Source organism: Bacillus sp. FSL H8-0547 (genome assembly GCA_038002745.1).
Lineage (GTDB): Bacteria > Bacillota > Bacilli > Bacillales > Bacillaceae > Bacillus_P.
This window is the reverse complement of sequence record JBBODD010000001.1, coordinates 715,191-729,124: the sequence shown is the minus strand read 5'-3', so window position 1 is coordinate 729,124 and position 13,934 is coordinate 715,191. Positions and strand designations below refer to the sequence as shown.

General features: G+C 45.7%; 13 protein-coding genes. 9 read left to right on the top strand and 4 right to left on the bottom strand.

All coding sequences use genetic code 11. The features are described 5' to 3' along the window. Positions 1-7 precede the first annotated feature (7 nt). The 3 genes from MHB63_03680 to MHB63_03670 all read right to left on the bottom strand — a co-directional run bounded on the left by MHB63_03680 (position 8) and on the right by MHB63_03670 (position 1,439). Positions 8-367 carry a DUF3813 domain-containing protein gene (locus MHB63_03680; protein ID MEK3805689.1) on the bottom strand — a complete coding sequence of 120 codons (360 nt, stop codon included), beginning with the start codon at positions 365-367 and terminating at the stop codon, positions 8-10. A gap of 3 nt (positions 368-370) precedes the next feature. After that, the gene (locus MHB63_03675; GenBank protein ID MEK3805688.1) at positions 371-520 is read right to left on the bottom strand and encodes a hypothetical protein; all 150 of its coding nucleotides are present in this window, start codon (positions 518-520) and stop codon (positions 371-373) included. 106 nt (positions 521-626) lie between these two features. Further along, complete coding sequence (locus tag MHB63_03670) at positions 627-1,439, bottom strand: Cof-type HAD-IIB family hydrolase (GenBank protein ID MEK3805687.1); 813 nt, start codon at positions 1,437-1,439, stop codon at positions 627-629. A gap of 139 nt (positions 1,440-1,578) precedes the next feature. Between MHB63_03670 and MHB63_03665 the strand changes: the two genes are divergently transcribed. From MHB63_03665 to argF, 9 genes are all read left to right on the top strand, one after another. Then, complete coding sequence (locus MHB63_03665) at positions 1,579-2,364, top strand: prolyl oligopeptidase family serine peptidase (GenBank protein MEK3805686.1); 786 nt, start codon at positions 1,579-1,581, stop codon at positions 2,362-2,364. Positions 2,365-2,409: 45 nt separating this feature from the next. Further along, positions 2,410-2,718 (top strand): metal-sulfur cluster assembly factor, encoded by a 309-nt coding sequence (locus MHB63_03660; GenBank protein ID MEK3805685.1) that lies wholly within the window; start codon positions 2,410-2,412, stop codon positions 2,716-2,718. 143 nt (positions 2,719-2,861) lie between these two features. Further along, the gene (gene argC, locus MHB63_03655; GenBank protein ID MEK3805684.1) at positions 2,862-3,896 is read left to right on the top strand and encodes an N-acetyl-gamma-glutamyl-phosphate reductase; all 1,035 of its coding nucleotides are present in this window, start codon (positions 2,862-2,864) and stop codon (positions 3,894-3,896) included. A 12-nt stretch (positions 3,897-3,908) separates the two neighbouring features. Then, the gene (argJ, locus tag MHB63_03650; protein ID MEK3805683.1) at positions 3,909-5,135 is read left to right on the top strand and encodes a bifunctional ornithine acetyltransferase/N-acetylglutamate synthase; all 1,227 of its coding nucleotides are present in this window, start codon (positions 3,909-3,911) and stop codon (positions 5,133-5,135) included. Positions 5,136-5,145: 10 nt separating this feature from the next. Beyond that, positions 5,146-5,925 (top strand): acetylglutamate kinase, encoded by a 780-nt coding sequence (gene argB, locus MHB63_03645; GenBank protein ID MEK3805682.1) that lies wholly within the window; start codon positions 5,146-5,148, stop codon positions 5,923-5,925. Beyond that, complete coding sequence (locus MHB63_03640; GenBank protein ID MEK3805681.1) at positions 5,922-7,079, top strand: acetylornithine transaminase; 1,158 nt, start codon at positions 5,922-5,924, stop codon at positions 7,077-7,079. Before argB ends, MHB63_03640 begins: the two co-directional genes overlap by 4 nt. Positions 7,080-7,928: 849 nt before the next feature. Then, a complete protein-coding gene (locus tag MHB63_03635) occupies positions 7,929-8,969 on the top strand; it encodes a carbamoyl phosphate synthase small subunit (protein ID MEK3805680.1) in 1,041 nt (346 codons plus the stop codon). Beyond that, on the top strand, positions 8,962-12,039 hold the full coding sequence (locus tag MHB63_03630) for a carbamoyl phosphate synthase large subunit (protein ID MEK3805679.1): 3,078 nt from the start codon (positions 8,962-8,964) through the stop codon (positions 12,037-12,039). The genes MHB63_03635 and MHB63_03630 overlap by 8 nt, the downstream gene beginning before the upstream one ends. Then, positions 12,039-12,989, top strand: coding sequence for an ornithine carbamoyltransferase (gene argF / locus MHB63_03625; GenBank protein MEK3805678.1), 951 nt, complete (start codon positions 12,039-12,041; stop codon positions 12,987-12,989). The genes MHB63_03630 and argF overlap by 1 nt, the downstream gene beginning before the upstream one ends. 94 nt (positions 12,990-13,083) lie before the next feature. Here the strand turns inward: argF and MHB63_03620 are convergent, their stop codons facing one another. Beyond that, a complete protein-coding gene (locus tag MHB63_03620) occupies positions 13,084-13,899 on the bottom strand; it encodes an undecaprenyl-diphosphate phosphatase (protein MEK3805677.1) in 816 nt (271 codons plus the stop codon). Positions 13,900-13,934 lie beyond the last annotated feature (35 nt).

Sequence of the window (13,934 nt, the reverse complement as noted above, 5' to 3'; positions counted from 1 at the left end):
ATCATACCTACATGTTCTTCAGTTCATCCTGAAGTTCGCTGAGCTGCTTTTGCTCTGCGGGTGAAGCGTTGGCAAATGCGGACATAAGAGCATTTTCGGCTTTCGCTTTAGAATCTGCGTCTACGCTTTCGCCGCCATGCTGCTGAGCCCCGCCTTGCTGTCCGCCATGCTGAGAGCTGTAGCTTTGATGTTCATTGTGATTTGCCCCGTAGCTATGGGACCCGTTATGCTGTGCTCCATGCTGCGAGCTGTACTGATTTTCTTCAGAACGGTGTTCATGACCATGGTCATGACCGATTTTGCCGGTTAAAACTTCTCCAGCTTTTTCGACTGCTTTGCGTGCTGCCTGAAATAGTTGGTTACCCATAAATTAAAAGCCTCCTAAAGAGGATTTATCCGCCATTTGAGCTTTGCGCTCTTCTGACTCAGCCATTGTTGTATGATAAGGGAAACGTTCATCATGTTTCGAAACGGAATCTTTACCTTGCTGAACAAAGCGTTTAGATTTATTACTGCTCATGCGAAATTCCCCCTAAAATGAATGGTTGACGCTGCTGATGCGTCCTCATTATTTTGTCTCATACGTGGGCGTTTTATGGTTGGAAAACTTCACTAAAAAAGACGCCTTACAGAGATAGGGCGTCTTTTAAGTATTCGGCAATGCCGTCTTCTTCGTTTGTCTTCGTTTCGCGGTTTGCTACTTCTTTCAGTTTTGGGATGGCATTTCCCATCGCTACTCCCTGACCTGCGTATTCCAGCATTTCAAGGTCGTTGTCTTCGTCTCCGAAGGCAATAATTCTTTCTGCGGGAATCGAGTAGGAATCGGCAATTATTTTCAATCCCACGGCTTTGTTCATGCCATGCTTGATTAATTCGATGACATGCCAAGGAGCGGCCCAGCGTCTGTGGTCAACCAGCTCTGCATGAACGTCCGACAAATAGGTGCGGATATTGTCGACTTCTTCTTCTGATGCATGAATCAGAATGCTTGTCACATCATCACCGAGATTTTTGCGGAGGTCTCCCACTGTAATGTCAGATGTATTCATTGTAAATACATCGAGTAATTTTTCGTCATGATAGTGAAAATAAACATGATCGATCACTTCGGCAAGAATATTTTTCACGTTGTGTTTTTCACATACTTCAACAATCTGCTTGACTGTTTCCACATCCAGCGTAGTGTGAAACGCTCCCCATTGATCGTCTTTCGGGTGATGGACAAATGCCCCGTTGAAATTGACAATAGGTGTATCAAGCTCGAGCTCTTCATAATACATGGAGCTTGCTCTGTATGGGCGGCCTGTTGAGATGCAGACGATATGTCCCGCTTCTCTCGCTTTTTTTAAGATTTCTTTTGAGTAGTCAGAAATCGTTTTATCATCCTTTAATAAAGTACCATCTAAATCGAGTGCAATTAAATGAGGTAGTGTCGTCATAGAAGCTCCTTTATTTTATGATTAAAGGGACGGCTGAAAAACAAAGTCCCTTTACAGTGTATCTTTTTTCCAAGATTATTGTCTACATGTTACACTTATGTTTAGAAAAGAAAGAAGTCTTAAAAAGGAGGTATGCCTCATGATCACTGTTGAAAAAATGAACATTGCCGGTATTCCCGTCCTGCACATCGCGAGGGATGCGGATAAAAATAAAAAGACGCCGTTTGTCCTGTTCGTCCACGGCTTTACGAGCGCCAAGGAACACAACCTTCACTATGCCTACCTTCTTGCAGAAAGAGGAATTCGCGTTGCTCTTCCTGATGCTCTTCACCACGGTGAACGAAGCGGAAAACTTCAGGGCACGGAGTTAAATATGCAATTTTGGAGCATTGTAATAAATGAGATCAAGGAACTTGATTTGATAAAGAATCATTTTGAAAAGAACGGCCTGATCGATCCTGAAAACATAGGCGTTGCCGGAACATCGATGGGCGGCATCGTCACTCTCGGGGCACTGACCAAGTACGAATGGATCAAAGCTGCAGCAAGCCTGATGGGCAGCCCTTATTATGAGCAGTTTTCCCGTCAGCAGATACAATATGTACAAAAAATGGGCATGAAGGTCCCTCTTACAGATGAAGAGCTGGAAAAGCATTTTCTCAGCCTTCAGGAATATGATCTCAGCCTACATACAGAAAAGCTTGCATCACGGCCGCTGCTTTTCTGGCATGGCAAAAAGGACAATGTGGTGCCGTTTGACCCGACGTATACATTTTTCAAGGAAATTCAATCTGCTTATGAGACAAAACCGGAGTATCTGAAATTTATTGCCGATACGAACGCCGATCATAAAGTTTCCCGAGAAGGACTGATTGCAACGGTTGACTGGTTTGCTGATTTTCTTTGCGAAAGCAAATCAGTTTAGGCCGGTCCCTTTGTCAGGTATACTAAGATAAGAGGAGTGATAAAAATGGATGAAGCATTGAAAGAGAATATATATGGCGCGCTTGAGCTTGTGGTTGACCCTGAGCTTGGAGTCGACATTGTCAATCTTGGTCTTGTGTATGATGTTGACCTTGATGAAAACGGTACAGCCCTTGTCACGATGACATTAACTTCAATGGGATGCCCGCTTGCAGGCACGATTATCGATCAGGTGAAAGCAGCCCTTCGCGATATCCCTGAAATCAAAGAAACAGAAGTGAACATCGTCTGGAATCCGCCATGGACAAAAGACAGAATGAGCAGAATTGCCAAAATTGCTCTGGGTGTTCAGTGAGTATTAAATCCCGGTCCTTTATGGATCGGGATTTTTTTCTTGATGAAAAATATATAAAAATACAATTGATTTTATTTTTATGCAGTATTATAATGGGTACTAAATCTCACATATGTACGATATAAATTAAAGGGTGATTCGATTTGAAGGTAGGTATAATAGGCGCTACAGGCTACGGAGGGAATGAGCTATACAGGCTTCTCTCAAAGCATCCACATGTAAATGAATGTATTTTATATACATCGTCAGAAGCAGAGAAGGCATACAGGGATTCTTATCCGCATCTGACTGACATCAGCTGGGAAAGCTTGACTGCCATTCACACTGCAGGAATTGAGTCCGAGGTGGATGTCCTGTTTATGGCATCCCCTCCCGGTGCAGCGGCAGAACTGCTGCCTGAGATCTGCACGGAAAAGGTAAAAGTCATTGATTTGTCCGGAGACTTAAGATTAAGAGATTCAAAGACTTATGAAAGCTGGTACAAACGAAAGGCAGCAGATCCGGTCATCGTGGGCAAGGCGGTTTACGGGCTTTCTGAATGGAATAAAGACGCAATCAGAAAAGCGTCCGTTATCTCAAATCCCGGATGCTTTCCAACGGCAGCAATCCTTGGTCTCGCGCCTGCGGTCAGCAGGGAATTAATCGATGAATCCTCTATTATTATTGATGCAAAAACCGGGGTTTCCGGTGCAGGACGCAAGCCTGGCGCCGGCGTTCATTATGCAGAGACAAATGAGAATTTTAAGATTTATAAAGTGAATGAACACCAGCATATTCCGGAGATTGAACAGGCTCTGTTAGAAATGAACAGCGCGGTAAAGCCTCTTACGTTTCAGACTCACCTTGTTCCCATGACAAGGGGAATTATGACGACCATTTACGCAAAGGCGAAAAGCGGCAGTTTAAAAGAGTGGCATGATCTTTATCAGGAATATTACAAAGATTGCTATTTTGTAAGAGTGAGGCCGGTCGGGGAATTTCCTTCAACTAAGGAAGTGTACGGTTCAAACTACTGTGATATCGGAATTGCTTTTGATGAAAGAACAGGCAGGATTACCATTGTGTCTGTGATTGACAACTTAATGAAAGGTGCAGCAGGGCAGGCAGTTCAGAATTTCAACCTGATGAACGGATTTGATGAAACAGCAGGTCTTGAAATGGCTCCCCTGTATCCATAAGGAGGCTTATCGATGCTAAAAGTAAAAGAGTCCGCTGGGATTCAGAAAATAGAAGAAGGTTCTGTGACATCGCCGCAGGGATTTAAGGCGGACGGGGTACATACCGGCTTAAGATATGCAAAAAGAGATTTGGGTGTCCTGATCAGCGAGGTTCCGGCAAGCTGTGCAGCAGTTTATACACAGAGTCATTTTCAGGCTGCTCCATTAAAAGTGACACAGGAAAGCACAAAGTCAGAGCAAAAACTGCAGGCACTGATCGTAAACAGCGCGATTGCAAATGCCTGCACAGGGGAGCAGGGGCTGAAAGATGCGTATGAAATGAGATCGCTGTGCGCGGAAGCATTCTCATTGAAAGAAGAATATGTGGCGGTAGCATCAACAGGTGTTATTGGAGAATTTCTGAAAATGGACTGCATCCGCAGCGGAGTAAGGACCGTTTCTCCTGTAAAGCTTGGGGCATCTGCTTTTGAAGAAGCGATTTTGACAACAGACACTGTGACAAAGAAAACGGCCTATGAGATTGTCGTCGGCGGAAAGAAAGTAACTATTGGAGGGTGCGCAAAAGGGTCGGGGATGATCCATCCAAATATGGCCACGATGCTTGCCTTCATTACGACAGATGCAGCAGTTGAAAGCGATGTGCTCCAGGGGGCGCTGAGCGAGCTGACAGATATTTCGTTTAACCAGATTACAGTGGACGGGGAGACATCGACTAATGATATGGTGCTTGTCATGGCAAACGGCCTTGCAGGCAATGATATGCTCACTCCGGAACATGAAGATTGGGATGCTTTTAAACTGGGGCTGAAAATGGTATGCGAAGATCTCGCAAAAAGCATCGCAAAAGACGGTGAAGGAGCAACAAAGCTGATTGAAGTGACAGTTGAGGGCGCTGCTTCAAATGAGGAAGCGAGAATAACGGCCAAGAAAGTCGTCGGATCAAGCCTCGTGAAAACAGCTGTTTACGGCTCTGATGCCAACTGGGGCAGAATCATCGGGGCAATCGGGCACAGTGATGCAAAAGTAAATCCGGATGGGATCGGCATCTTTTTAGAAGGCCAGTGTCTTTTTCATAATGGCCAGCCGCAGGCATTTTCAGAGGAACTGGCAAAAAAAGCGCTTGAGCAAGAAACGGTTGCCATTCATATTGATCTCAGGGTTGGAAACGGTGAAGGAAAAGCATGGGGCTGCGACCTGACATACGATTATGTCAAAATCAACGCAAGCTACAGAACGTAAGGAGCGGACTATGGACAGAACAGTGGTGCTGAAATGCGGAGGAAGTACAGTTGATGAGCTGTCAGGAGATTTTTTTGAAAGCCTGCACGAGCTGATCAGTCATGGACACCGGGTTGTCATTGTTCATGGAGGAGGGCCTGCCATCAATGCGGCCTTAAAATCAATGAATGTGCAGACGGAGTTTATCGGCGGCCAGCGGAAGACGACAAAGCAGGTTCTCGATGTAGCGGAAATGGTGCTTGCGGGACAAATCAACAAACAGCTGGTAAGAGCCCTGCAGCAGCACGGATTTAAAGCAGCGGGTATTGCCGGCTGCGACGGAGGGACCCTGACAGGAGAGCATCTGAATGAACAGGAGCTTGGGCACGTTGGCCAAATTACAGCAGTCGATGACCATCTTATTAAAACACTGCTGAAAGGCGGCTATATCCCAGTCATCGCACCGCTGGCCAAAACGATAGATCACTGTACGCTGAATGTGAATGCGGATACGGCTGCTGCAGCTGTAGCAAGCGCGCTTGAGGCAAACCAGCTGCTGTTTGTGACAGATGTAGAGGGCATCATGAAGGAACAAATCGTCATCCGGCATACAACTCCCGATGAAATAGCAGAAATGATCGGCTCCGGCATTATCAGCGGCGGAATGATTCCCAAGGTCCAGGCTGCCATAAAATCTCTTTCCCAAACGCTGAAAGAAGTGATGATCGTCAGCGGAAAGAGGAAGTTTGCATCTGAAGCATCCATCTTTGGAACAAAAATAACTGCCGGCAAGGAGGCTGCATTAAAATGAGTCATTTATTCCCTACATACGCAAGGTATGATCTTGAAATAAAAGAAGCAAAAGGCGCGGTTGCAGTTGATCAGAATGGAAAAGAATACCTGGATTTTATCTCCGGCATTGCCGTGTGCAATTTAGGTCATTGCGATGAGGATGTAAAAGAAGCTGTAAAAAAGCAGCTCGATAAAGTATGGCATGTTTCCAATCTCTTTCAAAGCTCTATCCAGGAAGAAACAGCCCGGCTGCTTACTGAAAGCAGTTCAGGAGATGCCGTCTTCTTCTGCAACAGTGGGGCAGAAGCGAATGAAGCGGCGATCAAGCTTGCAAGAAAGCATACGGGCAAGTCGAAAATCCTGACATTCAGACAGTCCTTCCACGGCAGAACATTCGCGACGATGTCTGCAACCGGCCAGTCGAAGATTCATGACGGTTTCGGGCCGCTGCTGCCGTCGTTTGAATACCTTCCGTATAATGATTCTGAAGCACTGGAGCAAATTGCAGGAGATGACTATGCAGCCATTATGCTTGAAGTGGTTCAGGGAGAAGGCGGAGTCGTTCCTGCAGAGCAGACATTCATGGATGCAGTAAAAAAAGCGTGCACAAGACTTGGAGCACTGCTGATTATTGATGAAGTGCAAACAGGCATCGGCCGGACAGGAAAACCGTTCGCCTATCAGCATTATGGTGCAGAGCCAGATATCATTACATCAGCCAAGGGGCTGGCAAATGGATTTCCGGCAGGAGCCATGATCGGGAAAAAAGAGCTGATTTCATCTTTTCAGCCAGGCTCTCACGGAACAACATTCGGAGGCAATCCGCTTGCGATGGCAGCAGCCAAAGCAACACTTGAAAAAATCTTTGATCCTGTCTTTCTCGAAGACGTGAACAGGAAAGCCGATAAAATGTACGATCTGCTCAAAGATGTCCTATCCGGTGCAGAAGAAGTGGAAGAAATCAGAGGTAAAGGCTTCATGATTGGCATTCAGCTAAGTCAGGAGGCAGCTCCACTCATTGCAGAACTCCGGTTGAGCGGGCTGCTTGCACTCCCGGCCGGGCCGACGGTGATCAGGCTGTTGCCGCCGCTTACCGTAACAGATGAAGAAATGTCTGCAGCTGCAGATATTATCGGAAAAACGTTGAGGGAAACGGCAGGGAGCGTGAGGTAGAACATGAGTATGGCAGATGGGTGCCATCAGTCAGCGGAAATTCCGGAATGATGGAACTGAATAGGGAGAATAGAGCCATCAACGGTTGAAGAATTTTGATTGATGGAACTGAACAGGGAGAAAAGAGCCATCAACGGTTGGAGAATTCTGTTTGATGGCACCAAACATTGAGAATAGAACCACCAACGAACAGAAAATCAGATTTGATGGAACTGAACATTGAGAATAGAACCACCAACGAACAGAAAATCAGATTTGATGGCACTGAACATTGAGAATAGAACCACCAACGAACAGAAAATCAGGTTTGATGGCACTAAACAGCAAGAATAGAACCACCAACAAACAGAAAATCAGTTTTGATGGAACTGAACATCAAGAATAGAACCACCAACGAACAGAAAATCAGATTTGTTGGCACTGAACATCAAGAATAGAACCACCAACGAACAGAAAATCAGTTTTGATGGAACTGAACATCAAGAATAGAACCACCAACAAACAGAAAATCAGTTTTGATGGCACGAAACATCAAGAATAGAACCACCAACAAACAGAAAATCAGGTTTGATGGCACGAAACAGCAAGAATAGAACCATCAACAAACAGAAAATCAGGTTTGATGGCACTAAACATCAAGAATAGAACCACCAACGAACAGAAAATCAGATTTGATGGCACTGAACATCGAGAATAGAGCCATCAACGAACAAAAAACCAGTATTGATAGCACTGAACATCAAGACCCGGATTGATGGCACCAACCATCACCACACTAAATTTTTTTTACACACCAATGCATAAATATACTCAAAGTTATATAAAAATTCATTTCGAGGTGAACGGAACATGAGCGGTTACCTGCTTCTTGAGAACGGCACAAGCTATAAAGGAAATTTAACCGGCGCGCACATCGGGGGCGAGATCGTTTTTTATACCGGCATGACCGGTTATCAGGAGGTGCTGACAGACCCGTCCTACCAAAATCAGATTATCGTCTTTACGTATCCGCTGATCGGAAATTACGGAATTAATGCTTCAGACTTTGAAAGTGAGAGACCTCAGATTAAAGGCGCTGTCTTTTATGAATGCTGCGAGCATTTTTCCCACTACGAGGCAGCTTACAGCGTGAAGGAGTACTTGAGCAAATGGAATGTTCCGTTTATCTGCCATGTGGACACAAGGTCTGTCGTCAAACAGATCAGAAAGCACGGAACGATGAAAGCAGAGCTTTCAGCCGAAAAAAAAGATCTTTCTATATTTCCTGAAAAACAGCTGCCGAGCATCAATGAAACCCTGACAACAGCAGGCGATGGGGATGTCCATGTTGCCCTTATTGATTTCGGGTTTAAAAAATCCATTCAGGCTTCCTTTTTAAAGAGGGGCTGCAAAGTGACGGTGATTCCTTATACAAAATTACATGAGCTTAGCTCAGTAAAGCCGGATGCCGTTGTTTTTTCAAATGGACCAGGAGATCCGAAGAGCCTTGCCATGTATTTGCCGGCGATCAAGAAAGCGACGGAAGACTACCCGTCACTCGGAATTTGCCTTGGCCATCAGCTGATTGCCCTTGCATACGGCGGAGATACGAAGAAGCTGCGGTTTGGACACCGGGGAGCGAACCACCCGGTTGCTGATCAGGTGAAGGGAAAAGTGTTCATGACTTCTCAGAACCACAGCTATGTCGTAACGTCCCATCAAGATGCATTTAAGGTCCGGTTTCTGAATGTGAATGATCAATCAGTGGAAGGCATGCTTCATAAGTCGCTTCCGATTCTGTCCGTTCAGTTTCATCCGGAGGCACACCCGGGACCGGCAGAGAGCGAATACTTGTTTGACGAGTTTTTGGAAATGGTGAAAAAGACAAGGAGAGAAACGGTATATGCCTAAACGTCATGATCTTAAAAGCATCTTGGTAATTGGTTCAGGACCTATCATCATCGGTCAGGCAGCAGAATTTGACTATTCGGGAACGCAAGGGTGCATCGCGTTAAAAGAAGAAGGCTACAAAGTCATTCTTGTGAATAACAATCCCGCTACAATCATGACGGATCATGAGTACGCTGATGAAATTTACTTTGAGCCTCTGACGGTGAAAAGTCTCACAAAAATTATTGAAAAAGAACGGCCGGACGGCCTGCTTGCATCGCTCGGAGGACAAACAGGATTAAATCTTGCTGTAAAACTGCATGAAGCAGGCATTCTTCAAAAATATCAGGTGGAAGTGCTCGGAACTAGCGTCGATTCAATTCAAAAAGGGGAAGACCGGGAGAAATTCAGAAAGCTCATGTATGAATTGAATCAGCCCGTGCCGGCGAGTGAGATCGTGACAGACGCAAAGGAAGCACTCGCTTTTGCAGAAAGTATCGGCTACCCGATTATCGTCCGCCCAGCCTATACACTCGGAGGCAAGGGAGGCGGAATTGCAGAGAATGAGAAAAGGCTGATGCAGCTGATGAAAAGCGGGCTGAATGCGAGTCCCATTCATCAGTGCCTCGTTGAAAAGAGCATTGCAGGATTTAAGGAAATTGAATATGAGGTGATGAGAGACCGCTCAAATACGTGCATAACGGTGTGCAATATGGAAAACATCGACCCGGTCGGCATTCATACCGGTGATTCTATGGTCGTTGCCCCGTCTCAGACATTGACCGATCATGAGTATCAAATGCTCCGCTCCGCATCACTCACAATTATTTCAGCGCTTGAAGTAATCGGCGGATGCAACATTCAATTTGCGCTTGATCCTGTAAGCAAACAATACTATGTCATCGAAGTCAATCCGCGTGTAAGCCGTTCCTCGGCACTTGCATCAAAAGCAACCGGCTATCCGATTGCCAAACTTGCTGCAAAGCTAGCTTGCGGCTATACACTGGATGAACTGAAGAACCCGCTGACACAATCAACGTTTGCGAGCTTTGAGCCTGCACTTGACTATGCAGTGGTTAAATTTCCGAGATGGCCGTTTGATAAGTTTAAAGATGCAGACCGTGTTCTGGGCACAAAGATGAAGGCAACAGGCGAAGTGATGTCAATCGAACGGAATCTGGAGGCAGCGATTCAAAAAGCAGCAGCTTCCCTTGAGCTCGGAAACATTGGAATCTGGCATGAGGATACGGCCGGTCTTTCGGATGTGGAGCTTCTGACCTTGCTGAAATATGCGACTGACCAGCGCTTTTTTGCCATTATGGAGCTTTTAAGAAGAAGCGAAACCATCGATGTTATCCATGAAGAAACCGGCATTGATTATTATTTTCTAAACATCTTTGCTTCCCTTATCGAGCTTGAACGGCAGCTGAAGTCTTCTTCCCTTCATACGATGACACGCGAGTTTTTCACCCTCATCAAGGAAAAAGGCTATTCAGACTCGTTTATCGCCCATTGCCTGAATGTCAAAGAAAAGGAAGTCTCAAAAGCGAGAAAATCACTCGGCATTACCGCTAAATATAAGCTTGTAGATACATGTGCAGGTGAATTTGAAGCGAGAACAAACTATTATTATTCTGCGTATTTTGGAGAGTGCGAGCTTGAAAAAGAAGCTTCTCCACAAAAGAAGAAGGCGCTTGTACTTGGTTCCGGCCCCATCCGAATCGGGCAGGGGGTCGAGTTCGACTATAGTGCTGTTCAGGGAATCAAAGCCCTGCAAAAGCTTGGATATGAAGCCATTATGATCAACAACAACCCGGAAACCGTCAGCACGGATTTTGAAACCGCAGACCGTCTTTATTTTGAACCACTGACAGTAGAACACGTGATGAACGTAATCGAGGCTGAGGGCATTGATGTCACGATTGTGCAGTTTGGCGGACAAACGGCAATCAATCTGGCTGCCGCACTTGAGGCCGAAGGAGCGCTTCTCCTTGGGACAGACTCAGAAACCCTTGATATTCTTGAAGAACGTGAACGGTTTTATCACCTACTTGACGAACTTGAAATCCCCCATCTTCCTGGAGCAACAGCGCATCACGAGGAAGAGGCGCTCGCGGAAGCTGAGAAGATCGGCTATCCGGTTCTGATCAGACCGTCTTATGTGATTGGCGGAAAAGGAATGCTCGTTCTGGAAACAAAAGAGCAGCTTCAAAAACAGCTGAAAACAGCAGGCAAGCATTCGTTTCCTGTGCTGATCGACCGCTATGTAATCGGAAAAGAAGCAGAGCTTGATTTAGTGGCAGATGGAACCGGCATTTTCGTTCCGGCAATTATGGAGCACATAGAGCCTGCAGGAGTCCATTCAGGTGACAGCATGGCGATTATTCCTTCCCGATCAATTAGTGCAGAACTTAAAGCAGAAATGCATGAAGCAGCTCTGAAAATCGTGCAGAAGCTTCAATATAAAGGCATGATGAATATTCAATTTTTAATAAAAGAGGATGAGCTATTTGTACTTGAAGTCAATCCGCGGGCTAGCCGGACTGCACCTGTTGTCAGCAAAGTGATGGATGTGCCGATGATCCGTCTTGCCGCTGAAGCGCTTGACGGAAAGATGCTCTCCCATCATTCAATAGAAGAAAAAGAGTATGTAGCTGTAAAATATCCTGTTTTCTCAAGCCATGCCCTTCAGAATGTTGATTTGCTGCTTGGACCTGAAATGCGGTCAACCGGAGAAGGCATGTGTCTGGCACCGACCATTGAAGAGGCACTTGGCAAAGTATTTGATGAAGAAGGCGGTAAGGAAACAAGTGTGTTTTTGGATACGCTCGATCAGCAGCTTCTCACTCAGATTGAAAACGCCGGAATGACAGCTGTCACAGAGGATTTTGATGAATGGGCCGATAATGTCCGCAATGGTTTGCTTGTGAGTCTGATGAAGGAACAATCAGCAGATCTAAGACTTAAAGCATTGGATAAAGGAATTAAAGTGTTTTCAATTCGGGAAACATTGGCCGCGTATCTGCAGGCGGCGCCAGATTACAAGGTGTACTCAATAAAAGAATTAACACGAACAGGAGTGAATGCGTGATGAGTTCAGTGAAACTTGCCCGGCCTAAGTCCTCTTTCTTTGGGAGAGACTGTCTGACCCTGCTTGACTATACAACCGAAGAAATTCTTCATATCATACACGAGGGCATGGAGATGAAAAAAAATCCGGTTCAGTCGGTGCTCTCAGGCAAAATCCTGGCGATGATTTTCGAAAAATCATCAACCCGCACCCGTGTTTCATTTGAAGCAGGCATGCAGCAGCTTGGAGGGAATGCTCTGTTTTTAAGCAGCCATGATCTGCAGCTTGGACGCGGCGAGAGCATTGCGGATACAGCTAAGGTTTTATCGGGTTACGTGGATGCTATTATGATCCGGACATTTGAACATGAAAAAGTCGAGGAGCTTGCCCGCCACGCATCGATTCCGGTCATCAACGGACTGACCGATACGTATCATCCCTGCCAGGCGCTCGCTGACTTAATGACCATCCTCCAGCTGAAAAAGACATTTAAAGGAACAAAGGTCGCCTACATAGGTGATGGAAACAATGTTGCCCATTCCCTGCTTATCGCATGTGCAAAAGTTGGAATGGATGCAGTCATTGCTCATCCGGAAGGGTATGGGCCGGATCCTGAAGTCATGAAAAAAGTTCAGCAGGTGTGCAAAAAAACCGGAGCAGCTGTCACAGCTGTCACGAATCCTGCAGAAGCAGTGCAGGGTGCCGATATCGTCTATTCAGATGTTTGGACGAGTATGGGGCAGGAAGAAGAAAATGAAATCCGTCTTGCCGCCTTTAAGGGATACCAAATCAACAGCAAGCTCATGGCAGGCGCAAAGCAGGACAGCAGCTTCCTTCACTGCCTGCCGGCCCACCGCGGCGTGGAAGTGACAGCGGAAGTCATTGACGGCAGCCAGTCAGCGGTCTTCCAGCAGGCCGAAAACCGGCTGCACGTGCAAAAAGCATTGCTGAAGGAGATTCTTGCTGGATAAAAAAATTCCATCATTTTGCCGGCGGCGATTCAAGTTAAATCGCCCATACAAACAAAACACCCCTGAACGGTTTTATTCAGGGGTGTTTCCTGTTTCAAGAAAAAAGAGTCAAAATCAAAATAACCGGTCCTACAATAAAGCAGTAATAAGCAAAGTATTTCAGATTTCCTTTTTCCATAATGCCCATAAACCACTTCAGTGAAAAATAGGACATGATGAGCGATCCTGCAAAGCCTGCTGCATATGGCATAATGAGCTCTTTAAAATGTTCATCTGCCAAGAGATCGCTGATGCCAAGGATCATTCCGCCTGCACTGACAGGTATAAACAAAAGAAATGAAAATCTAAGAGCTGTTTCCTGTTTTGTTCCGAGAGCCATGGCTGCTACGATGGTAGCTCCTGAACGGCTGATTCCAGGTATCAGGGCTACAGCCTGTGCAAAACCGATTATAACAGCATCCTTTACTGTCAAATCTCCGTCTTTTTTATTGCCCCGCAGATTTCGGATTAAATAAAGGGCAATACCCGTTACAATCAGGGATCCTGCAGCAAGCCTGACATCTTTGCTTGAGAGTACATCCTTGAATAAAATTCCGAAAACACCGGCAGGGATGGTAGCAATAATCAAATATAGAATAAATTGAAAATCTTTTTTATTCTCCGGATTTCTGTTTGCTGCGTAGCTTGCGCCATTTACAGTCAGCCGAATCAGATCCTCCCGGTAGATAAGCAAAACAGCAAGCAGTGAGGCTGCGTTGACAAGGAGTTCAAAGCTTAGTCCTTCAATTTTCAAGCCAAGAAAGTGCTGGGCGAACACCAGATGTCCGCTGGATGATACAGGGATTGGCTCTGTAAAACCTTGAAACAGCCCCAGCAGTAAATATTTCAGTATTAAATAAAAGTCTTCCATAAAGTAAATCCTCCGTTTCACTCCTCTATTTAACT